This window comes from Pseudomonas sp. BLCC-B112, assembly GCF_028550695.1.
In the GTDB taxonomy this organism is placed as follows: domain Bacteria; phylum Pseudomonadota; class Gammaproteobacteria; order Pseudomonadales; family Pseudomonadaceae; genus Aquipseudomonas; species Aquipseudomonas danubii.
Genome location: NZ_JAQQGK010000014.1, coordinates 23,746 through 47,953, shown reverse-complemented (window position 1 = coordinate 47,953; position 24,208 = coordinate 23,746). Strand labels below are relative to the sequence as shown.

Genomic DNA, 24,208 nt, shown 5'->3' with positions numbered 1-24,208 from the left:
CAGGATGCATGCATGAAACACCTTCCTTTACTGGCGAGCCTGCTGGCCTGCCTGTCCGTCAACGCCTGGGGCAAATCCGGCCTGGAGCTGGCCCCTACCACCGTTAACGCCGAAGAGGCAGACGTTGAACTCGGCCTGTCCCTGGAGCAGTCCAGCGGCATGGCCTCGCGTTTGGGCCTGAGCCTGCGGGAAACCCCGGCCTCGGTGGCGATAGCCAGCCGCCAGGACATCGAGCGACGGGGTGCCCAGACCTTCCAGGACGCCGCCAACGCCCTGCCCGGGGTCAATGCCAGTGCACCACCGGGGTTCGGCGGCTTCATCTCCTACCGCGGCTTCACCAGCAGCCAGATCACCCAGATGTTCAACGGCATCAACGTCGCCACCGGCCTGGCACGGCCGGTGGACGCCTGGATCTATGACCGGGTGGAACTGGTGGGCGGCCCCTCGTCGCTGATCAATGGCGCCGGCTCCGTGGGCGGCTCGCTGAACTACGTGACCAAGCTGGCGGACCGCCGCGAACAGGCGGCCGAGGGCCTGCTCAGCTACGGCAGCTACGACACCACGCAAACCGCTTTCGGGGTCAATCACGCCCTGAGCCCGGCGGGTGCCGAGGTGCAGCACTACGCGCGCTTCGACGTCAGCCACAACACCAGCAACGGCTACATCGACCGCCAGGAGCGCGATGCCTGGAGCCTGGCGTTCTCGCTGCTCAGCGACTTGACCCCTGACCTGTCCCACACCCTGGCGGTGGAATACCAGGACGAGCACGAAGACAGCCCCTACTGGGGCACCCCGGTGCGCAACCCCAAGGCCGGCGAGCTGAAGATCGACAAGCACCACCGCTTCAACAACTACAACGTCGCCGACGGCCTGTATGAACAGCGCACAGTGTGGCTGCGCTCGATCATCGACTACCGGATCAACCCCAGCACCAGCCTGCGCAACACCCTCTATCACCTGGACAGCCAGCGCGACTACCGCAACCTGGAGACCTACCAGTACAGCCCCGACAACAGCCGGGTGAACCGCTCCACCGCCTATCTGGTGCGGCACCAGGGCCAGCAGGACGGCAACCAGTTCGAACTGCGCCATGATGATCAACTGTTCGGCCTCGACACCACCTGGTCCGGGGGTTTTGAGTACAAGGTCAACAGCACCACCAACTCACCGTGGAACGTGCCGGCCAACAACAGCGTGGACCCCGGCAACTTCCAGCCGGGGTACTTCTACGACCTGAAGGGCACCCGCCAGAGCTGGGTCAAGGACAAGACCAACCAGGTCACCACCCGCGCCCTGTTCGTCGAGAACCGCCTGGCCCTGACCGACGAGCTGTCCCTGCTCAGCGGCCTGCGCTATGACGCCATCGACCTGGACGTGACCAACCACCGCGTGATCACCGCCAGCAACCCGCGGCATCTCAAGCGCAGCTGGGAGCCGGTCACCGGGCGCCTGGGGCTGACCTGGCAGTTCCTGCCCAGCGCCAACGTCTACGTGCAATACAGCACGGCCGCCGAACAGCCCAGCGGCACCCAGAACTTCGAGGTGTCCACCGGCAAGCAATGGGAAGTGGGCAGCAAGTTCGACTACCTGGACGGACGCGGCTCGGCGACCCTGGCGGCCTACCGCATCGAACGCAAGGACTTTGCCGTCACCGATCCCCTGGACCCGGCCAACAGCATTCCCGTGGGCCAACAGACCTCCAGGGGCATCGAGCTGGCCAGTTCCCTGCGGGTCACCCCCAAGCTGCTGGCGGAAGCCAACTTCGCCTGGGTCGACGCCGAATATGACGCGTTCAATGAGAAGGTGGCCAGCGGCGCGGTGGTCTCGCGCAAGGGCAACACCCCGACCAACGTCCCCGAGCGGGTGGCCAACCTGTGGCTGACCTACGACCTGGCCCCAAGCTGGCAGACCGGCGTCGATGCCCGCTACGTGGCCTCGGTGTACGCCGACAACGCCAACACCCTGACGCTGCCGGCCTACACCCTGTACGGCAGCTTCCTGCGCTACCAGGTCGACAGCCACACCACCGTCACCGGCCGGGTACGCAACCTGACCAACGAGGTCTACGGCAAGTTCGCCCATGTCTCCCCGGCTTACTACCTGGGCACCCCGCGCACCTTCGAACTGGCGGTGCAGACCCGCTTCTGACCCGCCTTGGGGGGCTCTTCGCCGGCAAGCCGGCTCCTACAACAGGGCGGCGGCGACTTTGGCGGCGACGTCCTGGGGCACCCAGTTGCGCCAGAGATCAGGATGCTGCTTGAGGAAGGCCCGGGCCGCGTCACGGGGCGTGCTGTGGTTTTCGCTCATCTGCGCCAGGGCCTGGTTGAGGGGTTCGATGGGCAGCTCGACCTGGCTGAAGAAGCTCACCAACTGCGGGTACTGCTTGTGGAATGGCGCAGACACGCCGATGGACAGTTTCGAGGCCAGGGAACGGCTGGGACGCGGGTTAGGGTTGCTGGCGTCGGTCAGGGTCTTCCAGGCCTCGGCATCAAAGGGCGGCTCTTGCAGCTGGACCAGTTTGAAGCGCCCCAGCAGCGGAGTCGGTGACCAGTAGTAGAACAGGATCGGTTTGCCCCGACGGATCGCCGAGCTGATCTCCGCATCCAGGGCTGCGCCGGAGCCACTGCGGAAGTTCACGTAGCTGTCCTCCAGGCCATAGGCTTTGAGCTTCTGCTGGTTGACGATCTCCGAGGTCCAGCCAATCGGGCTGTTGAGGAAACGTCCCTTGGTCGGACTCTCCGGGTCCTTGAACACCTCCTTGTAGCGCGCCAGGTCGGTGACGCTGCGCAACTCCGGCGCCAGGGCCGCGATGCCCTTGGCGGGATCACCCTTGATCACGTACTCCGGCACCCACCAGCCTTCGGTAGCGCCCTTGACCGTGTCCCCCAGGGCCAGCACCTTGCCTTCGGCCTCGGCCTTGACCCACACCGGGCTGCGCCCCGCCCACTCTTCGCCAATCACCTGGATATCGTTGTTGGCCAGGGCGGTTTCCAGGGTGATGGTGGTGCCAGGCAGTGTATCGGTGGGCAGGCCATAACCCTTCTCGACCACGATCCGCAGGATCTCGGTGATCAGGCTGCCGCTCTCCCAGTTCAGGTCGGCGAAGTGAATTGGCGCGGAAGCCGCCGCCACCGGTGGCGCGTTCAAGGCGGCAAGGGCCAACAGGCTGCTGGCCAGCAGCGCTCGAATTCCTTTCATGGGTGCACCTCTCGGATCAGGACCAGGACCAAAGGGACACGCCACGCAAAGCTGCCAGGCCCCTGAAGCATTCAGTCAACTGACTGTAGTAGAGGTTCCATATTTTCAACCGGGGGCGCGGCCCGGATCGACCATCAAGGGTCCGCCGGCTCCTGCAGCCGCTGCAACTCGCGGCGCACCATGCTGGCGTATGCCGCCGGGCGCAGGTGGTACAGCTGGCCGGCCACCCAGTTCAGCCAGGCGCCCTGCAAGCGCGCCTTCTCGGCGAACAGGCGTTGAGCTTCGTCACACGCGGCCTGCTGGTGCTGCTGGTGAAACTCGGCGCGGCTCTGGCTCATTACTCGCTGGCCTTGAAACTCACCAGTTCGCCCTTGCGGAATTTGGCCGCCTTGGCGCTGACCGCCTTGAGCGTCTTGCTCAAGCCTTCCTGCAATTGCTCGTTGGCGGCAAACACCATCACCACCGAGTGACCTTCCTTGAACACGATCCCCTGCCCCAGGGGACTGCTGACAAAGGCATAGTCGCCCAGGCCGTATACCGTCAGCTTGATCTCGCGAAAGCGGATCTCCAGCTTGCCGCCTTCCCGGCTGGGCAGTACAGCAGCGCGAAAATGATCGCCCACCTTGAGCTCCAGCCGAGGCTTGTCGTCCACCACCAACGCGCTCTCGGTATCGATCTCGGCGATGTAGATGCCTTCGGCGGACTGTTCGGTGATGTAGACAAAACGAGATTGGAACTGCTTGACCAGCTTTGCGCGCAAATCACCCAAAACGAACAACGCATGCATTTCAAGATTACTTACTGCCAAGGAACACTCCCCGATACTCAAAAGGGTGCCGTCCGAGGAAAAACGGACAGCACAAAAAACCGCCATGACGGCGTGATCACCCCAATCAGTTACCCCAAAAAAACACTCAAATGCAGCGGGTACTCCAGGCCACGGCGTTAACGCCGGCGCTGAGCAGCGGGCATTTCGCCGAAGCATCAGGCACAGGTCAAAGGCTGTAGGAGTAGGCTCTGACACCCCGAAAAGTGTGGCGGCGAGCTATCTGGGGCGGGTACTGAAACAGGCCGGAAAGCCGGATATACCCTGAGATTGAATCCCCGGATCGGCAGCCACTTCGGGTTGCAGAAGCAATTCTAGAGCAACTTTGTGCATTTCGACCATTTAAAGCGAGCGATTCATGACTGCACGGCCATTCATTAGTACAAAGACTAATGTTGCTCATCAGCGGGTATGTTGCCCGCAGTCGTCACACAAGGCCCGGCATTCTAACCAGTAACACTCTGGTGCAGTGATCTGGATTGGCGGATTGAAGCGTAAGAAAGTTCACTTTAGTGCCTCAGAACAATCTCTACCTAAAACCGCAATGACATAACTCAGCCCGTCGCAACGCAACAACTGCCATACTCCCTCGCTGGTTGAGCGCTCGCGGTACGGGCGCTCAAGCACTCACTCATCTCCAAGGGAAGGCTAGAAGTGACCGAACTAGATATTGGCGAGTTTTTCATTCGTGGCGAGTGCAGAGAAGTCGAAGGCGAATTCCAGGCCGTGATTGCCATGCGCGCCAAACCTCCACTGACCCAGATCACCTTCCACCAGGTGGAACGCGACCGCTGGTTCAAGACCTCCGAAGAAGCTGCAGCGGCGGCCAGGGAATCCGCCAAGGCCCTCAAGCTGGCCATTGACCAGGGCGCCCTGAACGCCTGATACCTGCCACAGCGCGCCGCCCGGGAACCCAGCGGCGCCCCCGTGACCCAGGCGAGATCCGTTTAAGAGCATCATGATGATTAACTTAACACCAGCGACTCGCCTTCGGGCCTTGCCTGCAACAGCCTGAATCCAGACATCCGCCCCAACCGATCAAGCCTCTATCTGCCGCCCAAGCATCAAGCCGAATGCTGGAATGCATGGCGCCCAGGCCGGTACTGCGCCAGTTTCGCCTGCCAGGCCTGCCGGCACTCCTCGGCCTCGACGCGGCTGGCAAAGGCAGTGCCACGTTGTTCGCCATTGACCAGCACCACCCAGCACGCCTTGCGTCCCAGGTCCCGCAGCATGGGGGGAACACCACTGCCGATCATCACGGCTACATCAACTTTGCTGTGCATGGAGAACCTCCAGGAATTAGTTAGCTCCCTAACGATGTGAGCATACTAGTCAGTTCCCGGCGTCTGAAACAGTCACATCCTGCACAGCAGTCTTACGCCCCTGGTAACAATGTTCTCAGCCCTTGCGCTGGGGCGGCGCCTGCTCGGGCTTGTAGCCCAGGCGCAACCCGCCCCAATGCCGTCCCTGGACCCAGATCGGCACCGACAAGTCGTGCATCAGTTCGCCGGTATCGCGGGTATAGGTTTGCAGCAACAGCGGTTGCTGGTGACTGCCACAACGAATGCCGGTGCGATCGGCGAACTTGCGCTTGCTGCGGTTATGCAGGTTGTCCGCCACGGGATCGCCGGTCAACGGCTGGGAGAAGGCCAGGTTGTGGGTCGGTACATAACCCTCCTGGGTACAGGCGATGGCGAACACCAGGCCGTCGTGGCGCGGCAGCAGGGATTCCTGGATCGGCGGCAGCACCTGATCGGTGTAGCGGTCGAAACGGGTCTGGTACCTGGCCGGATCGGTGTTGGCGATCAACTGGTAATGGCGGTCGAACAGGTCGTCGAGGCTGATGCGGTTCTGCGCCAGGTCGGTCTCGAACTGCTCGGCGATACGCCGGGCGCCTTCACGGGCCAGGTCATAGATGCGCTGGTGGTAGTCATCCAGCCCCACAGCCGCCAGACGCTCACTGATGGTTTCCGCCTGCCCTTCCATCTGCACCGCCGCCTGAGCCAGGCTGCGGGTCTGCTGATCGCTGACCGCCAGGTCGCTGCGCATCTGCTCCACGGCATGGAACAGGCTGTCCAACTGTTCGCGGTTGGTCTCGGCGCCCCGGGCGATCTCGCTGACCTGGCCTTCCACCCCTGCTGCCAGACGGGCGATGTTGTCCAGGTGCCGACCGGTGTGTTCCACCTGCTCCACCCCCAGGTTCAGGTCGTCGGACAGTTGACGGATCTGCTCCACCACATCGCTGGTGCGTTGCTGGATATCGGCCACCATCACCCCGACCTCATCGGTGGCCGTAGCGGTGCGCCCGGCCAGCCCGCGCACCTCGTCGGCGACCACGGCAAAACCCCGTCCGTGCTCCCCGGCCCGGGCGGCCTCGATAGCGGCATTCAGGGCCAGCAGGTTGGTCTGGCTGGCGATGGACTGGATCACCAGGGTCACCCGCTGGATCTCTTCACTGCGCTGGCTCAAGGCCTCGATCAGCTCGCGGCTGCCACTGGCCCGCTCGCTCAGGGAGTGCATGCGACTGATGGACTCCCCGAGCACCGTGCGCCCTTCGGCGCTGCTGGCGTGGGCCTCACTAGCCGCCTCCAGGGCCTGTCGGCTGAGTTGCGAGGTGGCCTGTTCGGTCTTGATCATCACTTCGGCGTTGCCGACGATGCGCGCCGCGGCATCCAGCTGGGATTGCAGCTTGCCCGCCAGTTGCGTCACCGAATAGGCCACGCCAGCGGCAGACAGGGCGTTATGGGTGGTGCTGTAGGACAGGTCGCGGGTCAGCGAGGACAGCTCGCTGTCGGCCGTTGTCGCCGGCGCCTCGGGCACCTTGCGGCTTCTCAGCCGAGGCAGCCAGACCACCAGCACCGCCAGGGGCAGGCACAGGTACAGCGGCCAGTCACCCAGTGCCTGGCCACCCAGCAAGCCCATTAAGGCCGCGCTCTGCAAAGTCGGCGCCCACCAACGGACGGCGGGTGTTGCTGCCAGCGGTTGCGCGATCGGCACCGCTAGAGATCCTTCTCTTGACATGTTTAGCACCCCACATCGTTCTAATTATTTTCGGCATTAGACGCCACTAGAAGGCCATTATCCATGGTCCCTTAGTCGGGGGTTTGCAGTAGATCAAGGGAATGAGCGGGTATGGAGTCGTACCCGAAAAAACAAAGCCCCCGCTGTGGCGGGGGCTGGCGATCAGGCTTGACGCTGATGCTTGTCGATCTGCTCGTGGCGCTCTTGGGCTTCGATGCAGTACTTGGTGGTCGGGCTGATCAGCAGGCGCTTGAGGCCGATCGGCTCGCCGCTGTCATCGCACCAGCCGAAGCTGTCGTCACTGATCCGGCCCAGGGCCTGCTCCAATTGCGGCAGCATGCGCTGGTCACGATCAATGGCGTTGACCAACCAGGTGCGCTCTTCTTCGACGGAAGCGGCGTCGGCCGGGTCAGCCGGGGTGTCCAGGCTTTCAATGGCGATCCGGTTCTGTTCGATGCGCTCGTGGGTTTCCACCTTCATGGCTTGCAACAGGTCGCTGAAAAAAGCGTGCTGCTCGGCATTCATGTAGTCATCCGCCGGCATGGCCAGCAACTTTTCCTTGGTCATTGATTTCTCTATAAAAAATACGTGCATTAAGGCGAATTCAAACTGTTTCCGGTTGACCCGTCAGGTCATCAGAAAGGCGCCATACCTTCCAAGCGCCACCCGGCACTCAATTTACGAGGGGCGGCAGTCTAAGGCCGGTTTGAGGGCGCAGCAACTGAAATGACAGCGAATCTGTCTGACAAACCGCACAAAGCCCGCAATTGCGGGCTTTGGTGGCGCTTGTCAGAGTGCTTTTATAACAAAAAATTCCATACGAGCAGGTCTTTTAGAAGACAAACGGCAGTACCGGACGGCGGATTCGGAGCCTTTTTCCCCGTTTCTCCGCCGCAAAAACCAACGTGCCGGCGAACAGCCCCGTCCGTTGTACCTCATCTTTTGGGCGCCTTCGCTGGCCAGCCGGCGCCGACAACAGACTGGTGGATCAGCGCTTGAGCTTGCGCTTGTTGCGGTACTGGTCGATGACCACCGCCACCACGATGATCAGGCCCTTGATGATGTCCTGGATGTAGGCATCCACGCCGACAAAGGTGAAGCCGCTGGCCATGACGCCAAGAATCAGCGCGCCGATCACCGTGCCGGTGATCCGCCCCACGCCACCGGCCAGGCTGGTGCCGCCGATCACCGCCGCGGCAATCGCATCCAGTTCATAGGACATGCCCATCCCCGCCTGCCCAGTGGCGGCCCGCGCCGAGGCCACCACCCCGGCCAGCCCCGCCAGCAACCCGGCGATGCTGTAGACGATCACCAGATGGCGCTTGACGTTGATCCCCGAGGTGCGCGCCGCCTGCATGTTGCCGCCGATGGCGTAGGTGTATTTGCCGTACTTGGTGTAGCGCAAGGCGATGTGGAAGATCACCGCCACCACCAGGAAGATGATCACCGGCATCGCCCCGTGACCGATGGCAGTGTAGGAATCGGACAGCATGCTCACCGGCTGGCCTTCGGTGTAATAGCGGGCCAGGCCGCGGGCCGAGACCATCATGCCCAGGGTGGCGATAAAGGGCGGAATACCAGTGATGGCGATGATGCTGCCGTTGATCGCCCCCGCCAGCAGGCCCACCCCCAGCCCGGCCACTACCGGTATCCACACCGGCAAGTCGGTCAGGGACGGAAACACTGCCCGGGCAAAGTCCGAGGTCTGAGCCAGGCTGGCGGCAATCATCGCCGACAGCGCCAGCACCGAGCCCGAGGACAGGTCGATGCCCGTGGTGATGATCACCTGGGTCACGCCGATGGCCAGCAGGCCGATGATCGACACCTGGAGGATCATCAGCACCAGGCGCTGGGAGTTCATCAGGAAGCTCTGGTCACGCACGATCCAGCCGAACAGCTCGAAGACCAGGCCGATGCCGATCAGGACCAGAAAAATACTCAGTTCGGTGGGAAGGCGCCGGCGCGTTCTAGCGGGCGCCGCGGCCGGTTTGTTTTCAGACATCACGTTCATAACCACTCACCTTTGTTAGTGCCTGGCCGCGGCGAATCACAGCGCCACCGGCCGCCATCGATTGAAGAATCAGTGCACCACCGACATTCCTGACGCCAATTGCATCACCCGTTCCTGGGTCGCCTCGCTGCGGTCGAGGGTGCCCATGAGTTCACCTTCGTGCATGACCATGACCCGGTCGCTCATGCCCAGCACTTCGGGCAGCTCCGAGGAAATCATGATCACCGCCATGCCTTCGCTGGCGAGGAAGGAGATCAAGCGGTAGATCTCGGCCTTGGCCCCGACGTCGATACCCCGGGTCGGCTCATCAAGGATCAGGATGCGCGGGTTGGTCATCAGCCAGCGCGCCAACAGGGCCTTCTGCTGATTGCCCCCGGACAAGGTATCGATGCATTGCTCCAGGGACGGGGTCTTGACCCGCAGCTTCTTGCACATGTCCTCGCACAGGGCACGCAAGGCCTTCTGCTGGACAAAACCGCCGCCGGCGTAATGCGGCAGCACCGCCACTTCCATGTTTTCCAGGACCGACAGGCACGGGAACAGCCCGCTGAGCTTGCGATCCTCGGTCAGCAGGGCAAAGCCCTTCTCGATCGCCTGGTGCGGGTCGCTGATGCGCAGGGCCTGGCCGTCGAGAACCATCTCGCCGCCGTCGCAGGGGGTGATGCCGAACAGGGTCTCGGCGACATTGGTCCGGCCCGAGCCCATCAACCCGGCGATGCCGAGGATCTCCCCGGCGTGCAGGTCGAACGACACCCTGTCGAACACCCCGTCCAGGCGCAGGTCGCGGACCTGGAGCAGCAGATCGCCGACGGGGTTCTCGCGCTGGGGAAACAGCTGGCTCAGCTCGCGCCCCACCATCATCGAGATCAGGCTGTCGCCGTCCAGGCTGTCGGCCCGTTGCAGGCCGATATAGGCACCGTCGCGGAACACCGCCACTTCATCGGCGATGGCGAACACTTCGTTCATTTTGTGGGTGATATAGATGATGCCCTTACCCTGGGCCTTGAGGTCGGCAATGATCGAGAACAGGTGCGCCACTTCCTTGTCGGTAATGGCCGAGGTCGGTTCGTCCATGATCAGCACGTCGGAGTCGTAGGACACCGCCTTGGCGATCTCCACCATCTGCCGCTCGGCAATGCTCAGGTTGCCCACCTGCTCCTCGGGGTCGAGGTTGATGCGCAGGCGTTCCAGCAACTGCGCGGTGCAGCGGTGCATGGCGCGGTGATCGATCATGCGCAGGCCGTTGAGCTGCTCACGGCCGATCCAGATGTTCTCGGCAATGCTCATGTGCGGCATCAGGTTGAGCTCCTGATGGATCATGGCGATGCCCGATTGCAGGGCCTGCAGGGGCGTTTCGAAGACCACCGGCCGGCCCTTGAGGCGCAGCTCGCCGGCGTCCGGCTGATAGATGCCAGCGATGATTTTCATCAGGGTCGACTTGCCGGCGCCGTTCTCGCCCATCAGCGCCAGCACCGTTCCCGGGCGTACCCGCAGTTGCACATCGGACAGGGCGACCACACCGGGAAAGCCCTTGCTGACATTGATGACCTCCAGCAGATAGGGTTCTTCAATCGATGTGGCGGCAGGCAAGATACCCGCCAGCGGGGTGCTCGAGGCAGTCGCGCTAGAGAACATGATCAGGTACTCCATCGGCAAGGCCGCCCGAGGCCGCCTTGCCACTTATTACTTATTGTTGTTAGAGCCTGTTCTTCTGGAACAGCTCTGGAAGGTGAGCGGCGTTACTTGAACTGGTCGACGTTGTCCGGGGTGATCAGCCGATACGGAACCCACACCGCCGGCTCTACCGGCTCATGCTTGATCATCTTCACCGCGGTATCGATGGAACCGTCCGCCTGGCCCTTGGCGTCTTGGAACACCGAGAGCGCCAATTCGCCCTTTTTCACCGCACGCAGGCCATCCGGAGTGCCGTCGACACCGGCGATCAGCACACTGCCCTTCTCGACTCCGGCCTGCTTCAGCGCCATGGCGGCACCAATGGCCATTTCATCGTTGTTGGACACCACCGCGTCGAACTTGCGGCCCTGGGTCAGCCAGTCGTTGACCAGGGTCATGCCCTTGTCCCGCAGCCAGACCCCGGTCTGTTCCTGGTCGACCTTGATCCCCGGGTACTGGGCCAGCACCTCCTTGACCCCCTTGGTGCGGTTGGTGGTGGAGTTGTTCGCCAGGTCGCCCAGCAGGATCACGATGTCGCCCTTGCCGCCCATCTTGTCGGCCAGGTATTGCATCTGCATTTTCCCGGCTTCCAGGTCATTGGAAGCCACGGTCACCACGCCCTTGGGCAGGTTCAGGTCATCCGGGCGGCGGTTGACGTACACCAGGGGGATGCCGGCCTTCACCGCAGCCTCGGTGATTTTCTTAGTGGCGGCGGTGTCCACCGGGTTGACCACGATCGCGTCGACCTTCTGGCTGATGAAGTTCTCGACCTGGCTCAATTGCTTGACCACATCGCTGCGGGCGTCTTCGAACTGCAGCTTGACGCCATCGGGCAGGGACTTGGCTTTCTGATCCATCGACTCGCGCAGATAGGTCAGCCAGGTGTCATCGAACTGCGACATGCTCACGCCGATCTTGATGTCGGCGAAGGCGGCCCCACTGGCCAGCAGCATCGACAGTGCAAGCGAGGCAAAACGGATCTTGGTGTTCATCACAGGTCTTTCTCCACATTCTTGTAGGTTTTATGGATAAAGCGCAGAAACCACTCAGAGCGACAGATGCACGATGGGGGCACCGGGTACGCAGCACAGCAGTGAACCGTTGCGTTCTACACACAGAAAGCCGAGGCAGGTCAGGAGGACGGCAGAGCGGCTGGGCCGAGGCGAAGCGGAGGTTGGCGCGGGCGAGCTGCGAAACCGCGAACGTAGAGCGAGGATGGTGCTAGTGAAGGTTTTCATCGACGGTACCTGTTGTTTTTGTGGGTCGGTCCGCACGCCTCTCATGGTTTGCTTGAGGGCGTGCGACCTAGCGAGTCGGCAACCTGAAAATGACTTTATTGGAAAATAATTTCCACATCAACTCATTTTAGAATTTTATTCTAAATCAGTTAAAGCCTTGAAAATCCTGGCCCCGTGGCGAATGTGCGCCCAAGCGCAATGGGGGCGCGCCCGGGGAAAACCCGGGCGGCGGTTCAGCGGCGCCCAACCGGAGGCGCCCCCCGCAAATCCCCCCGGGCGGGCCCGGTACAAGGTCAGGCGTAGAAGCCCGGGCGCTCAGGCAGCTCGATCTTGACGATCTGGCCGCTGCCCTGCGCTTCGATGCAGGCATCGGCCGCCACGGCGGCGGCAAAGCCGTCCCAGGCCGAGGGCCCGCCTACCTGGCCGGCGCGCACGCCGTCGATAAAGGCCTGCAACTCCACGTCATAGGCGGCGATAAAACGCTCCTTCCAATCCATCAGGATGGCGTTGGACAGCTTGGCTTCGCTGCGCAATTGCACCTGGGACGGCTCCGGCAGCCTGGCGATACCGCTCTCCCCCACCACTTCGCACTGGATGTCGTAGCCGTACTGGCAGTTGACGAACACCTCGACGTCGATGCGCGTGCCACGGGCGGTTTCCAGCAGCACGATCTGCGGGTCGCGCAAGTGGGCCAGGGCCTTGCTGGTCTTGCGCGGGAACACCACCTGCACCGACACATAGTCGTCAGCCAGCAGCCAGCGCAGTACGTCCAGCTCATGGATCAGGGTGTCGGTGATGGCCATGTCGGTCTTGTAGTTCTCCCCCACCCGCGGGTTGCGGTGGGCGCAGTGCAGCATCAGCGGCTCGCCGATCTGGCCGCTGTCGATCACCGCCTTCAAGGCCTGGTAGCCGGCATCGTAGGGGCGCATGAAACCCACCTGCACCAGGCGCTTGCCGTGGGCGATTTCGGCCTCGACGATGCGCCGGCAGCCGGCGGCGGTCACCGCCAGGGGCTTTTCACAGAACACCGGCTTGCCCGCGGCAATCGCCGCCAGCACGAATTCCTCGTGGCTCGGGCCCCAGGAGGTGACCAGCACCGCCTCGACGTCCGCCGCCTTGATCAGCGCGTGGCCATCCGGATAGACCTCGGCGCTGAGCTTGAGGTCGCTGACCACCTTGGCCGCCGAGGCCAGGTTGATGTCGGTGACCGCCACCACCTGGCTGCCCAGCAGGGTCTGGCTGCAACGACGGATGTGATCCTGGCCGATGGCCCCGGTCCCGATAACGCCAAGTTTCAAAGACATGCAGATACTCCTGTTGTTGTTCGTTGCAGAGCAATCAGTACTGCCGGGCCTGGGCCAGGCGTTCATTAAGGGTCTTGGCCGCCGCATCGGTGCGTTCGCTGGTGGACACCTGGGCCACGCCCACCCGCCACCAGGACAGGTAGCTGTGGATCATGGTCTTGGGCAAGACCTTGATGTCGATCAGGGTCGATACCGTCTGGGTCCGGGCATCGGCCAGGGCCGCCAGCAGTTGCTCCTCAGTGCTGACCTTGTAGGTCTTGCAGCCGTAGGCGGCGGCGCTCATGGCGAAGTCCACCGGCACAAAGCCGCCGTCGAGCTTGCCGCTCTGCAGGTTGCGGTAGCGGAACTCGGTGCCGAAGCTGTCCATGCCGTGGCCCATCTGCAGGTTGTTGATGCAGCCGAAGGTCATGTTGTCCAGCAGCACCACGTTGATCTTGCGCCGCTCCTGGATCGAGGTGACCAGCTCCGAGTGCAGCATCAGGTAGGAGCCGTCGCCCACCAGGGCGTACACCTCGCGATCCGGCTCGGCGAGCTTGACCCCCAGGGCCGCGTTGACCTCGTAGCCCATGCACGAATAGCCGTATTCCACGTGGTAGCTGTTGACCCCCTTGCTGCGCCAGCTGCGCTGCAGGTCGCCGGGCAGGCTGCCGGCGGCGGCGACGATGATGCCGTCCTCGGGCAAGGCCTGGTTGAGCAGCCCGAGCACCCGGCTCTGGGTCAGGCAGGAACCGGTCAGCTCGATGAATTCGCGCAGCACCGCCGGGTCCATGTGGTCGTTGATCTCCGGGACAAAACCATCGTCCTGGTATTGCACCTGATACACCCGGTCCACCTCGGCCTCCAACTGCGCCTTGGCCGCACTGACCTGTCCGTCCCAGGCCGCCCGATAGCCGCTGCGGCCCAGGGTTTCGCTCAGGGCCTGCAAGCCGGCGCGGGCATCGGCCAGTAGCTGCACACCCTCCATCTTGAGGCTGTCGCCAGGGCAGACATTGAGGTTGAGGAACGCCACCTCCGGGTGCTGGAACAGCCATTTCGACGAGGTGGTGAAATCGCTGTAGCGGGTGCCGATGCCGATGATCAGGTCGGCGTCCCTGGCCAGCAGGTTGGCCGCCAGGCAGCCGGTCTCGCCGATCCCGCCGACGTTCAACGGATGCTCGGAAACCACTGCGCTCTTGCCCGCCTGGGTTTCGGCAAAAGGAATGCCGAAGCGTTCGGCAAAGGCCTGCAACGCCCGGTTGGCCCCGGAATACTTGACCCCGCCGCCACAGATAATCAGCGGTTTGCGCTTGCCTTTGAGCAGCGCCAGGGCATCGCCGAGCATGGCCTCGGTGGCCGGGCGGCGGTCGATGCGATGCACGCGCTTGGCGAGGAAGGAATCCGGGTAATCGTAGGCTTCGCCCTGCACATCCTGGGGCAATGCCAGGGTCACGGCGCCAGTTTCCGCCGGGTCGGTGAGCACGCGCATGGCGTGGATCGCCGCGCTCATCAGTTGCTCGGGACGGTTGATGCGGTCCCAGTATTTGCTCACGGCCTTGAAGGCATCGTTGGTGCTGATGCTCAGGTCATGGAACTGTTCGATCTGTTGCAGCACCGGGTCCGGCTGGCGGCTGGCGTAGACGTCCCCCGGCAGCAACAGCAAGGGAATCCGGTTGGCCGTGGCGGTGGCCGCCGCGGTCAGCATATTGGCCGCGCCGGGGCCCACCGAGGAGCTGCAGGCGTAGATCTTGCGCCGCAGGTGCTGCTTGGCGAAACCGATGGCGGCGTGGGCCATGCCCTGCTCGTTGCGGCCCTGGTGCACCACCAGGTCGCCACTGTCCTGCTCCAGGGCCTGGCCCAGGCCGAGCACGTTGCCGTGGCCGAAAATGGTGAAGACCCCGGCGATGAACTTGCTCTGGACCCCATCCACCTCGACGTATTGGTTATCGAGGAATTTCACCAGGGCCTGGGCCATGGTCAAGCGTGTCGTACTCATGGTTTGCACCTTCATCTTGTTATGTCGCCCTGCGGGAGCCGGCTTGCCTGCACCCACAAGGAAATGACCTCAGGCCAGGGCCTGCCGCAAGTGGGCAATGCTCGCCGCCAGCGCCTGCTGGATGTCCGCCAGCCCGTGCACGCTCTCGGCAAAAGGCTCGAACGACAGGTAGCCGCGGTAGCCACCGCTCAACAACGTGTCGATCTGCGCCACATTGCCGAGGATGTCCGCCTCGCCTACTAGTACCCGATGGCCGTCGCGAATGCGGTTGAGCGGCGCTTGGCGATCCTCGACCCCGGAGATGTGCACCAGCCCGGTCAGCTCGGGGAACAACTCATGCTCGCCGGCCAAGTGGTGGTGGAAGGTGTCGTGCACCAGGCGCAACACATCCAGGCCGCCGATGGCACGGATCGCCTCCACTGCCGTGCGCTTGTGGCGCAGCGCACATTCCTCAAAGCCCAGGGGCTCGATAAACCCCAGCAGGCCGTGATCCCGCAGAATCGGCGCCAGCTCGGTCAAAGCGCTGTGCAAACCGCTGCTGCGCTGGGCCTCAGTGCGCGGATCGGCAGGGTCATTGAGCGGGCACAACACCAGCCCCTCAGCGCCGCAGGCACGGGCATAGGCGGCAAGTTTCAGGGCCTGCTGGCGACGCTCGTCGTTCCACACATCGAAGGGGTACAGGGCGTTGATCGACAACACCTTGATGCCCTGGGCCGCGCACAATTCGCGGACCCGCTGCGGCGGCGTGCCGTCCTCGATTTCCACGCCCGCAAGGTCGTTACGGAGCTCAATGGCATCGACCTTCAGCGTCAGCGCCAGGTCGATAAACGCCGGCAGTGACAAACGCGGTGCAACCATACGATTCAGGGCGAAACGCAGGGGCTGGCTCATTCTTCTTGTTCTCCAAAATCCATCGCGTCGCGACCGTTACTTGGCCGTCGGCATGCTGAACTCCGGGCCCTTGGCGATGCTGTCGGGCCAGCGCTGCATCACGCTCTTGTAGCGGCTGTAGAAGCGCACGCCTTCCTCGCCGTAGGCATGGTGATCGCCGAACAGCGAGCGCTTCCAGCCGCCGAAGGAATGCCAGGCCATGGGCACCGGAATTGGCACGTTGATGCCGACCATGCCCACCTTGATACTGCGGGCAAAGGCCCGGGCCACGCCGCCGTCGCGGGTGAAGCAGGACACGCCATTGCCGAATTCATGGGCGTTGATCAGCTCCACTGCGCTGGCAAAATCAGGCACCCGCACAATGCCCAGCACCGGCCCGAAGATTTCCTGCTGGTAGATGCTCATCTGGGTGGTGACGTGATCGAACAGGGTGGCGCCGACAAAAAAGCCCTGCTCCGCCCCCGGTACCTTGAAGCCGCGACCGTCCACCAGCAGCTGTGCGCCCTGGGCCACGCCCTGGTCGATGAAACCTTCAACCTTGGCCTTGTGCTCGGCGGTCACCAGCGGCCCCATGTCGCTGTCGCCCTGCAAGCCGTTGCCGACCTTGAGCTGGTCGATACGCGGCAGCAGCTTGGCGATCAATTCATCGGCCACCTCGCCCACCGCCACGGCGATGGAGATCGCCATGCAGCGCTCGCCGGCCGAGCCGTAGGCCGCACCGATCAGTGCATCGGCGGCCTGGTCCAGGTCGGCGTCGGGCATCACGATCATGTGGTTCTTGGCCCCACCCAGGGCCTGCACGCGTTTGCCTCGGGCGCTGGCCTGCTGGTGGATGTACTCGGCAATCGGCGTCGAACCGACAAAGGAAATCGCCTCGATGTCCGGGTGCTGGAGCAAACCGTCCACCGCGCTCTTGTCGCCCTGGACCACGTTGAACACCCCTTCGGGCAACCCGGCTTCGGTCAGCAGGCGCGCCAGCAGCAGGCTGGCGGACGGGTCGCGCTCGGACGGCTTGAGGATGAAGCAGTTACCGCTGATCAGGGCGATGGGGATCATCCACAGCGGCACCATCACCGGGAAGTTGAACGGCGTGACCCCGGCGCACACGCCCAGGGGCTGGCGCAGGTTCCAGTTATCGATGCCGCCACCGATGTTGTCGCTGAAATCGGTTTTCAACAGGTTCGGCGCGCCACAGGCGTATTCGACGATCTCGATGCCACGGGTCACCTCGCCCATGGCGTCGGACAGCACCTTGCCGTGCTCGCGGGTGATGATCTGCGCCAGTTCCTGGTGGTGCCGGTCCAGCAGCTCCTTGAACTTGAACATCACCCGCGCACGGCGCAGGGAGGACTGTTCGGACCAGGCGGGAAAGGCCCGCAGCGCCGCGGCCACGGCCTCGTCCACGGTCTTCTGGCTGGCCAGGGCGACGCGGGCCTGGACCGCACCCGTGGCCGGGTTGAACACCTGGCTGAAACGTTCGCCAGCGTCCTGCACCTGACCGCCGATGTAATGACCTATTACCGGGGTGTCGCTCATTGTTCTTGTTCTCCGTAAAGGGTTGCCGTCTGAGTTCGGCGCTTCAGAGATCCAGCAGCCAGCTGTGCTGCGGGTCGTTATGGAACTGCCAGACGCGCTTGGGCCCGGCCATGACGTTCAGGTAATAGGACTCGTAGCCGTAAGGCACGCTGACCGGGTGATAGCCCTTGGGCACCACCACCAGGTCGCTGTTTTCCACGGCCATGGCCTGATCGATGCTGCGGTCGTCGGTGTAGACCCGCTGGAAGACAAAGCCCTGCGGCGGGTTGATCTGGTGGTAATAGGTCTCTTCCAGAAAGCTCTGGTGCGGCAGGTCATCGGTGTCGTGCTTGTGCGGCGGGTAGCTGGAGGAATGCCCGGACGGCGTGCGCACCTCCACCACCAGCAGGGAATGGGCCGGCTCGCTGTCGGGCAGGATGTCGCAGACATAACGGGTATTGGCGCCCTTGCCGCGCACGCTGCGCTTGCACTGCTCCGGGCGAATCAGGCGCGCGCCGAGGCCAGCGGCGGCATCACCCGGGGCGGCGCACAGGGCAATCTGCACCTCGCTCAAGGCGCTGACCTGGGCCTGGCTGCCCGGCGGCAGGTAGGCGGCAAAGGGCGATTTGTCTTCGAACACCGATTGCCGGTCCCCCAGGTTGTCCCACTGGAAGGCGCCCTGGGGCGCTTGGCCCTGCACATCGATGCGGCCGCTGAGCAGCACCAGGCACAGCTCCTGGTCGCCGGCACTGACCGGCAGGCTTTCCCCAAGGCTCAGGCGGTAGGCACTGAAGCCCACGTATTCCAGGGCGCCCTCTGGCAGCTGGACCAGGGTCCGGCCCTTGGCCGCGCTTTTCACCAGCAGGCTCATTGGGCAGTACTCCTGCGGTGCAGGCCGGCGTCCAGCAGGGCCCACAGGGTGTCGTAACCTTTTTTCGCATAGACGTAGCTCGGCGCCACGGCCGGGTCCTGCTCGGCTTCCACCACCAGCCAGCCCTGGTAGCCCGCGTCCAGCAGCACGTCGAGCAAGGCGGCAAAATCGAGGTCGCCATCACCGGGCACGGTGAAGGTGCCGTTGACGATGCAGTCCGGGAAGCTCCACAGGTTGTTGCGCGCCAGTTGCACCACCGGCTTGCGCACGTCCTTGAAGTGCACGTGGCAGACGCGGCGAATGTGCTTGCGCAGCACCTCCAAGGGTTCGCCGCCGCCCATGTAGCAGTGGCCCGAATCGAACAGCAGGCCGACTTCCTCGCCGGTCAGGCTCATCAGTTTGTCGATGTCTGCCGGGGACTCGACGTAGGCGCCCATGTGGTGGTGGTAGGCCAGGCGCACACCCTCAGACAGGGTGAAGCGCGCCAGCTCCGTGAGCTTGTCGGCGTAATCCTGCCAGGCCTGTTCACTGTGGAAGCGCGGACGCTCGATCAGGCGCACCGGTGAACCCTGGATCGAGTCGGCCACTTCGCCGTAGACCAGCACCGAGGCGCCGTTGCGTTTCAGCAGTTCGACGTGGCTGGCAATGGCGTCGATTTCCTGCGCCACCGAACGCCGGGCCAGGCGGCTGGAGTACCAGCCCGAGACCAACGCCAGGTCATAAGGGCGCAACACATCGCCCACGCCCTTGGCGTCCTTGGGGAACTTGCCGTTGAGTTCAAAGCCTTGGTAACCGATGTCCCGGCCTTCGCTCAGGGCGGTGCTCAGGGGCGTTTCACCGCCCAGGGCCGGCAGGTCGTCGTTGCTCCAGGAGATCGGGTTGATGCCAATTCGGATAGCGGGCATGGCTGCACCTTTTGTTGTTATTCATGAAAGCGTGGAGTACGGCCTCGCACTCGTAGGAGCTGGCTTGCCAGCGACGGCGCCGGCAAGCCGGCTCCTACTGGGAGCGGGCGCTGCGCCAGGCGTTGATCAGTTGCTCGAAGGTGCCCTGCACTTGCCGGATCAGGGTTTCGTCGTCGATCTCCCCCGCCAGCCACCCACGGCTCGGCTCCTGGAAAATCGTCCGGCCCACGGCAAAACCACGGCAAGTCTGGCTGTTGGCGGCTTGCCGGAAGCCCTCGGCCAGGCACTCGGCCGAGGCATTCAGGCCCAGCAGCACCACGCCACGGCAGTACGGGTCACGCTCCTGGATCAGCTCGTCGAGCTTTTGCCACTCCTCGGCCGACTGCGCCTCGATCTTCCACCACGCCGGGTAAATGCCCAGGTTGTATAGGCGCTTGAGGCTGCGGTAGAGCACCTCGGGATGGGCCCCGGGCAGGTCCTTGGGCGGGATGATTTCCAGCAGCAGCTCGTGGCCGCTGACCTGGGACGCCTGATACAGGCCGCGGATCTGTGCTTCCTGCTCCAGGCGCAGCAGCGGTTCATCGTCCGGGTGATATTGCACCAGGCACTTGATGATCTGCTCCTGGGGCCAGGCGATCAGGTTGCTGCCCACCGAGCGCCCATGCTCGAAGGCCAGCGGCCGCGAGCCCTGCACCTCCACCGGACGCGCCACCCACCAACCGCGCCCGGTGGCGGCATTCAGCGCATCCTGGCCGAAGCGCTGGTCGGCCAGCAGGCCGACATCGGCCGCCACGCCCTGCTCGCGCAGCAGCTGCTCGACCCGCTCCACCGCCTGGATAAACAGCTGCTTGAGGACGCTGATGCGCGTCGGGTCCTGGCCGCCCTGTTGCGCCAGTTCCACCAGTTGCCCACGGTGATCGAAGGCAAAGACGAACAATTGCTTCCAGGCCTTGCGCGGCACGCTGACCTGATGCAGGCGCTGCAGGACCGGGTCCTGATCGGGACGGGTAATGGGCACCGGGCTGCTGAACAGGTAGTCCAGTTCGGCGCGGGTCGGCATGGCCGGGGCACAGGCATGGCGCGACACCACCAGGCCGCCGCAGGCGTTGGCCAACTGGCAGCAGCGCTCATCGCTGGCGTCTTCCAGCCAGCCACTGAGGAAGCCGGACATGAACGCATCGCCGGCGCCCAGCACGTTGAGCACCTCCACCCGCACACCGGGGTAGATCGCCCCGTCTTCCAGGCGCTGCGGAATCTCGCCGTGGATCACCGTGCACCCTTGCGGGCCGAGCTTGACCACCAGGGTCGCGGCGCTCAAAGAGCGCACCGTGCGCAAGGCCGTCAGCAGGTCGTCGCTGCCGCCGGCAATGAGGAATTCTTCTTCGGTGCCGACGATCAGGTCGAAGCGCGGCAGGATGCTTTGCACATGCTGGCTGACCTGGTGATCGGCGACAAACCGGGTCTCGCCGTCAGCCTTGCCCGCCAGGCCCCAGAGCACTGGCCGGTAGTCGATGTCCAGGACCCGCTTGACCCCGTGCTTTTGCGCGTAGTCCAGGGCCTGGAGGCTGGCCCGGTAGACGCCGTCGGTGGAGAAATGGGTGCCGGTGATCAGCAAGGCCTTGCTGGAGGCAATAAAGGCTTCGTCGATGTCTTCGGCGCGCAGCGCCATGTCCGCGCAGTTCTCGCGGTAGAACACCAGGGGGAAGGTTTCGCGGTCCTTGAGGCCCAGCAGGACCATGGCGGTGAGGCGTTGCGGGTCGACCTGGATGGCACTGACGTCACAGCCTTCGCGTGCCAGGGACTCCATCAGGAAGCGCCCCATGTGATCGTCGCCGACCCGGCTCAACATCGCCGACTTGAGGCCCAGGCGCGCGGTGCCGAAGGCAATGTTCGCCGACGAGCCGCCGAGGTACTTGGCAAAACTGCTGACATCCTCCAGCCGCGCACCGACCTGCTGTGCATAGAGATCGACGCCCAGGCGTCCGAGGCAAATCAGATCCAATTGACGCCCACTGGCAAAACGAGTCTGGCCCATGCTGGCTCCTGTTATTTTTATCAGCCTGTGCTCGCCGCCCTTGGCAGGCGCCGAACACTCTTGGTGGATGCAGACTAAAACGTCTCTCGGCACCAATCAATATTTTTTCTATAAGTTTTTTACGTGGAATATTTTTTCCATTAAACTTGTTCTAGCCTGAGCCAGAGGTCATGCATCGTTTCAGCAAGGTGCCGGCCGGCATCAGCCCGAAGATTTTATGGGCCCCTACCCTGTAGACTGCCGGCTGCCCACCTATTGTCAGGGGACGGGGCCACAGGCCGTTCCCATAAGCACAAGCCAGAAGGATTTTCTATGTCCCGCACCGATCAGCCGGCCTTGTCCGAGAGCACGCCCGAGAGCGACCTCGTCAGCCCTCCGATCAATGCCGAACGCCTGCTGCAACTGATCACCGAGGAATACGAGAGCCTGCCGCGCCAGCTCAAGCGCATTGCCAGCTACATGAGCCAGCAGAGCGACCGGATCATGGTCGACCGCATCAGCGACATCGCCCGGGAATGCGAAGTGCATCCCTCGGCCATCGTGCGCTTCTCCCAGCGTTTCGGCTTCAGCGGCTTCAGTGAAATGCAGGCGCTGTTTCGCCAGGCCTACACCCACAAGGCCACGCCGGTACAGAACTACCAGCAGCGCATCCGCAGCATGATTGCCAACAAGTCGCAGAAGGCCAGCGGCGGCGACCTGGCTCGGGAATGCGTCAACGCCACCCTCTCGGGGATCGAGCGCCTGGGCCTGGAACTGGACGACACGGCCTTCGACAAGGCCGTGGACCTGGTGGTCAACGCCGACAACATCTACGTGGTGGGGGTGCGCCGTTCCTTCGCCGTGGCCGACTACCTGGTGTACAACCTGCAGCACACCAACAAGCGCATTCATCTGGTGTCGGGCCTGGGGGGCAGCTACCGCGAGCAGATGCGCAGCATCCGCCCCAACGACCTGGTGATCGCCATCAGCTTCACCCCCTATGGCAAAGAGACCCAGCACTGCCTGCGCATTGCCCAGCACAACCAGGCCAAGACCCTGATCATCACCGACAGCACCCTGTCACCCCTGGCCAAGCGCGCCAACAGCGTGCTGCTGGTCAATGAAGGCAGCTCCTTCGCCTTCCGCTCACTGAGCGCCACCCTGTGCCTGTGCCAGGCGCTGTTCATCGCCGTGGCCTACCGCCTGGAACTGAAGATGGACGAGATCCACGAACAGGGCGGCTTCGACGACTAACCCGTCCGACAGGACGGGGCCTGGAGCGCCAGGCCCTTGCGCAGCAGCTCCTTGCGCAGGATCGGCCGGGCCAGGCAATGCACGCCGTCCAGGGCGCTGCACTCCAGCAGCCGCTCCAGCTTGCGGGCACTGCCCGGGCTGCCGGTCAGCAGGTAGCTTTTGCCCTCACTGAGGCTGATCAGGTTCAGCAGCCAGTCATCGCCCCACTGCCCCAGCACCTGCTCGATCAGGCTGCGCTGGCGCGCCAGCAAACCCTCGCCATTCCATAGGGTCAGTTGGGCAAAGCGCCTTGGCAGGTTGCTGGAAGGTTCAAGAACCTTCAGGTCCTTGAGCAAGGCCTGCGCCAGTTGCGCTTCGATTTGCTGCTGGCATTGCTGGAAATACGCTTCGGGCCACTGCGGCCCCAGGCCTGCATGGGCGGCCAGGGCGGAATAGGCCTGGCGGTCCGCTGCGGTGCATCCCTGGTCGGTGAAGTTCAGGGTGTTGTCGAGGATTCTCGCCGCCAGCAATTGCGCGCTGTCGCGGCTGATCCTGGGCAGCAACCCGGAATCGCGCCAGCGCTCAAAGACCTGGGTGCAGGCGGCGCCGATCTGGCGGATATCGGCGTATTTGCCCAGGCGCTCGTCCCAGAAGGCCTCGAACCCGGGGTGATGGTCGATGACCTCGATCACCCGGGCGAGGTCCACCAACGGGTCCAGGTGCAGGTGGTTGGAAATGTCCACCAGCACGAACTGATCGGCGCCCTCCGGGACGTGGCGGTCCAGGCCCTTGAGCTGCTGGCGGAAATGGGCCGGGATGCTCTCGTTCAGCGGTGCGCTGCTCAGGGCCCGGGCCGGGCGGCCGCTGAGGTTGAGCAATTCGGCGTAGGCGATGCAGCCGGCGTAGGCGTCGATATCCAGATAGGCCGCACCGGCGGTGACAATGATCATGACGTCCGTGTAATCCACAAAGGCCGAAGGCCGGGGCGTCGAGGGTGCCCGAGCGAGATGACAGCTCGATGACCGTCAGGGCTCACCGCTCATGTTCCTGCCCCGCCTCGGCCACCAGCAGCGCCGCCAGACGCGCACCGCTGAAGCGAATCTGCGCCAGGCTCAGGGCCGCATAGCCGATGATCACCGCTGGCGCCCGGCGCACCTGCTGGCAATGTTCAATCACCCCTTGCAGCATGACCTTGCTTGACGATCACCCGCCGAACTCGCAGCGGCCTCAAGAACGCTGCGGCCCTTCGTGCCGTTCGCAGCCTGCGGCAGCGGCTACACCAACCTCGGATCGGCATTGGCCCTGTAGCCGCTGCTGAGCCACGGCGAAGCTGCGCAAAGGTCCGCAGGACCTTGCTTGACGATCTCCAGCCGAACTTGCAGGGACCTCAAGAGCGCTGCGGCCCTTCGTGCCGTTCGCAGCCTGCGGCAGCGGCTACACCAACCTCGGATCGGCACTGGCCCTGTAGCCGCTGCTGAGCCACGGCGAAGCTGCGCAAAGGTCCGCAGGACCTTGCTTGACGATCTCCAGCCGAA

The 24,208-nt window shown here is 63.7% G+C and carries 21 protein-coding genes; 3 read left to right on the top strand and 18 right to left on the bottom strand.

The window, feature by feature from the left end; all coding sequences use genetic code 11:
• Positions 1–12: 12 nt before the first annotated feature.
• The gene (locus PQT43_RS28445) at positions 13–2,148 is read left to right on the top strand and encodes a TonB-dependent receptor (protein ID WP_272755302.1); all 2,136 of its coding nucleotides are present in this window, start codon (positions 13–15) and stop codon (positions 2,146–2,148) included.
• Positions 2,149–2,184: 36 nt separating this feature from the next.
• On the opposite strand, the gene PQT43_RS28440 is transcribed toward PQT43_RS28445, so the two are convergent.
• The 3 genes from PQT43_RS28440 to PQT43_RS28430 all read right to left on the bottom strand — a co-directional run bounded on the left by PQT43_RS28440 (position 2,185) and on the right by PQT43_RS28430 (position 4,006).
• Positions 2,185–3,198 carry an ABC transporter substrate-binding protein gene (locus tag PQT43_RS28440; protein ID WP_272755301.1) on the bottom strand — a complete coding sequence of 338 codons (1,014 nt, stop codon included), beginning with the start codon at positions 3,196–3,198 and terminating at the stop codon, positions 2,185–2,187.
• 134 nt (positions 3,199–3,332) lie between these two features.
• Entirely contained in the window at positions 3,333–3,536 is a 204-nt protein-coding gene (locus PQT43_RS28435) for a hypothetical protein (protein WP_102864458.1), read from the bottom strand.
• A complete protein-coding gene (locus PQT43_RS28430; RefSeq protein ID WP_102864457.1) occupies positions 3,536–4,006 on the bottom strand; it encodes a hypothetical protein in 471 nt (156 codons plus the stop codon). The genes PQT43_RS28435 and PQT43_RS28430 overlap by 1 nt, the downstream gene beginning before the upstream one ends.
• Positions 4,007–4,678: 672 nt before the next feature.
• Between PQT43_RS28430 and PQT43_RS28425 the strand changes: the two genes are divergently transcribed.
• The gene (locus tag PQT43_RS28425; RefSeq protein ID WP_102864456.1) at positions 4,679–4,909 is read left to right on the top strand and encodes a hypothetical protein; all 231 of its coding nucleotides are present in this window, start codon (positions 4,679–4,681) and stop codon (positions 4,907–4,909) included.
• Positions 4,910–5,088: 179 nt separating this feature from the next.
• On the opposite strand, the gene PQT43_RS28420 is transcribed toward PQT43_RS28425, so the two are convergent.
• From PQT43_RS28420 to PQT43_RS28360, 13 genes are all read right to left on the bottom strand, one after another.
• Positions 5,089–5,307: a hypothetical protein gene (locus PQT43_RS28420; RefSeq protein ID WP_110653627.1), complete on the bottom strand. Its 219-nt coding sequence runs from the start codon at positions 5,305–5,307 to the stop codon at positions 5,089–5,091.
• Positions 5,308–5,422: 115 nt separating this feature from the next.
• A complete protein-coding gene (locus tag PQT43_RS28415) occupies positions 5,423–7,045 on the bottom strand; it encodes a methyl-accepting chemotaxis protein (RefSeq protein ID WP_267269914.1) in 1,623 nt (540 codons plus the stop codon).
• A 162-nt stretch (positions 7,046–7,207) separates the two neighbouring features.
• Positions 7,208–7,612: a TraR/DksA family transcriptional regulator gene (locus tag PQT43_RS28410; RefSeq protein ID WP_011060892.1), complete on the bottom strand. Its 405-nt coding sequence runs from the start codon at positions 7,610–7,612 to the stop codon at positions 7,208–7,210.
• Positions 7,613–8,033: 421 nt separating this feature from the next.
• Positions 8,034–9,056, bottom strand: a complete 1,023-nt coding sequence (locus tag PQT43_RS28405) for an ABC transporter permease (protein ID WP_102864453.1) — start codon at positions 9,054–9,056, stop codon at positions 8,034–8,036.
• A gap of 69 nt (positions 9,057–9,125) precedes the next feature.
• Positions 9,126–10,691 (bottom strand): sugar ABC transporter ATP-binding protein, encoded by a 1,566-nt coding sequence (locus PQT43_RS28400; protein WP_110597018.1) that lies wholly within the window; start codon positions 10,689–10,691, stop codon positions 9,126–9,128.
• A gap of 104 nt (positions 10,692–10,795) precedes the next feature.
• On the bottom strand, positions 10,796–11,722 hold the full coding sequence (locus PQT43_RS28395; RefSeq protein ID WP_102864452.1) for a sugar ABC transporter substrate-binding protein: 927 nt from the start codon (positions 11,720–11,722) through the stop codon (positions 10,796–10,798).
• 539 nt (positions 11,723–12,261) lie between these two features.
• Positions 12,262–13,272 (bottom strand): Gfo/Idh/MocA family protein, encoded by a 1,011-nt coding sequence (locus PQT43_RS28390; protein WP_110596971.1) that lies wholly within the window; start codon positions 13,270–13,272, stop codon positions 12,262–12,264.
• Positions 13,273–13,306: 34 nt separating this feature from the next.
• Entirely contained in the window at positions 13,307–15,244 is a 1,938-nt protein-coding gene (iolD, locus tag PQT43_RS28385) for a 3D-(3,5/4)-trihydroxycyclohexane-1,2-dione acylhydrolase (decyclizing) (RefSeq protein WP_272755298.1), read from the bottom strand.
• A gap of 69 nt (positions 15,245–15,313) precedes the next feature.
• Complete coding sequence (locus tag PQT43_RS28380; protein WP_272755297.1) at positions 15,314–16,135, bottom strand: TIM barrel protein; 822 nt, start codon at positions 16,133–16,135, stop codon at positions 15,314–15,316.
• 36 nt (positions 16,136–16,171) lie between these two features.
• Positions 16,172–17,671 (bottom strand): CoA-acylating methylmalonate-semialdehyde dehydrogenase, encoded by a 1,500-nt coding sequence (locus PQT43_RS28375; protein WP_272755295.1) that lies wholly within the window; start codon positions 17,669–17,671, stop codon positions 16,172–16,174.
• 43 nt (positions 17,672–17,714) lie between these two features.
• Positions 17,715–18,521 (bottom strand): 5-deoxy-glucuronate isomerase, encoded by an 807-nt coding sequence (gene iolB, locus PQT43_RS28370; protein WP_110653633.1) that lies wholly within the window; start codon positions 18,519–18,521, stop codon positions 17,715–17,717.
• The gene (gene iolE, locus PQT43_RS28365; protein ID WP_272755294.1) at positions 18,518–19,426 is read right to left on the bottom strand and encodes a myo-inosose-2 dehydratase; all 909 of its coding nucleotides are present in this window, start codon (positions 19,424–19,426) and stop codon (positions 18,518–18,520) included. Before iolE ends, iolB begins: the two co-directional genes overlap by 4 nt.
• Before the next feature lie 94 nt (positions 19,427–19,520).
• Positions 19,521–21,461 (bottom strand): bifunctional 5-dehydro-2-deoxygluconokinase/5-dehydro-2-deoxyphosphogluconate aldolase, encoded by a 1,941-nt coding sequence (locus PQT43_RS28360; RefSeq protein WP_272755293.1) that lies wholly within the window; start codon positions 21,459–21,461, stop codon positions 19,521–19,523.
• 312 nt (positions 21,462–21,773) lie between these two features.
• On the opposite strand from PQT43_RS28360, the gene PQT43_RS28355 reads away from it, so the two are divergent.
• Positions 21,774–22,694 (top strand): MurR/RpiR family transcriptional regulator, encoded by a 921-nt coding sequence (locus PQT43_RS28355; RefSeq protein WP_102879756.1) that lies wholly within the window; start codon positions 21,774–21,776, stop codon positions 22,692–22,694.
• Here the strand turns inward: PQT43_RS28355 and PQT43_RS28350 are convergent.
• Both PQT43_RS28350 and PQT43_RS28345 read right to left on the bottom strand, forming a co-directional pair.
• Positions 22,691–23,623: a DHH family phosphoesterase gene (locus PQT43_RS28350; protein WP_272755292.1), complete on the bottom strand. Its 933-nt coding sequence runs from the start codon at positions 23,621–23,623 to the stop codon at positions 22,691–22,693. The two genes, PQT43_RS28355 and PQT43_RS28350, sit on opposite strands and share 4 nt — an antisense overlap.
• Positions 23,624–23,705: 82 nt before the next feature.
• Positions 23,706–23,861 (bottom strand): hypothetical protein, encoded by a 156-nt coding sequence (locus PQT43_RS28345; protein ID WP_272755291.1) that lies wholly within the window; start codon positions 23,859–23,861, stop codon positions 23,706–23,708.
• Positions 23,862–24,208 lie beyond the last annotated feature (347 nt).

Excerpts from the sequence above, each read along its gene's own strand:
- PQT43_RS28355 (WP_102879756.1), top strand. The coding sequence starts at position 21,774 with ATGTCCCGCACCGATCAGCCGGCCTTGTCCGAGAGCACGCCCGAGAGC.
- PQT43_RS28445 (WP_272755302.1), top strand. The coding sequence starts at position 13 with ATGAAACACCTTCCTTTACTGGCGAGCCTGCTGGCCTGCCTGTCCGTC.
- PQT43_RS28350 (WP_272755292.1), bottom strand. The coding sequence starts at position 23,623 with ATGATCATTGTCACCGCCGGTGCGGCCTATCTGGATATCGACGCCTAC.
- PQT43_RS28405 (WP_102864453.1), bottom strand. The coding sequence starts at position 9,056 with ATGAACGTGATGTCTGAAAACAAACCGGCCGCGGCGCCCGCTAGAACG.
- PQT43_RS28435 (WP_102864458.1), bottom strand. The coding sequence starts at position 3,536 with ATGAGCCAGAGCCGCGCCGAGTTTCACCAGCAGCACCAGCAGGCCGCG.
- PQT43_RS28375 (WP_272755295.1), bottom strand. The coding sequence starts at position 17,671 with ATGAGCGACACCCCGGTAATAGGTCATTACATCGGCGGTCAGGTGCAG.
- PQT43_RS28390 (WP_110596971.1), bottom strand. The coding sequence starts at position 13,272 with ATGTCTTTGAAACTTGGCGTTATCGGGACCGGGGCCATCGGCCAGGAT.
- PQT43_RS28345 (WP_272755291.1), bottom strand. The coding sequence starts at position 23,861 with ATGCTGCAAGGGGTGATTGAACATTGCCAGCAGGTGCGCCGGGCGCCA.
- PQT43_RS28420 (WP_110653627.1), bottom strand. The coding sequence starts at position 5,307 with ATGCACAGCAAAGTTGATGTAGCCGTGATGATCGGCAGTGGTGTTCCC.
- PQT43_RS28400 (WP_110597018.1), bottom strand. The coding sequence starts at position 10,691 with ATGTTCTCTAGCGCGACTGCCTCGAGCACCCCGCTGGCGGGTATCTTG.
- PQT43_RS28415 (WP_267269914.1), bottom strand. The coding sequence starts at position 7,045 with ATGTCAAGAGAAGGATCTCTAGCGGTGCCGATCGCGCAACCGCTGGCA.
- PQT43_RS28380 (WP_272755297.1), bottom strand. The coding sequence starts at position 16,135 with ATGAGCCAGCCCCTGCGTTTCGCCCTGAATCGTATGGTTGCACCGCGT.
- PQT43_RS28360 (WP_272755293.1), bottom strand. The coding sequence starts at position 21,461 with ATGGGCCAGACTCGTTTTGCCAGTGGGCGTCAATTGGATCTGATTTGC.
- iolD (WP_272755298.1), bottom strand. The coding sequence starts at position 15,244 with ATGAGTACGACACGCTTGACCATGGCCCAGGCCCTGGTGAAATTCCTC.
- iolE (WP_272755294.1), bottom strand. The coding sequence starts at position 19,426 with ATGCCCGCTATCCGAATTGGCATCAACCCGATCTCCTGGAGCAACGAC.
- PQT43_RS28395 (WP_102864452.1), bottom strand. The coding sequence starts at position 11,722 with ATGAACACCAAGATCCGTTTTGCCTCGCTTGCACTGTCGATGCTGCTG.
- PQT43_RS28440 (WP_272755301.1), bottom strand. The coding sequence starts at position 3,198 with ATGAAAGGAATTCGAGCGCTGCTGGCCAGCAGCCTGTTGGCCCTTGCC.
- iolB (WP_110653633.1), bottom strand. The coding sequence starts at position 18,521 with ATGAGCCTGCTGGTGAAAAGCGCGGCCAAGGGCCGGACCCTGGTCCAG.
- PQT43_RS28410 (WP_011060892.1), bottom strand. The coding sequence starts at position 7,612 with ATGACCAAGGAAAAGTTGCTGGCCATGCCGGCGGATGACTACATGAAT.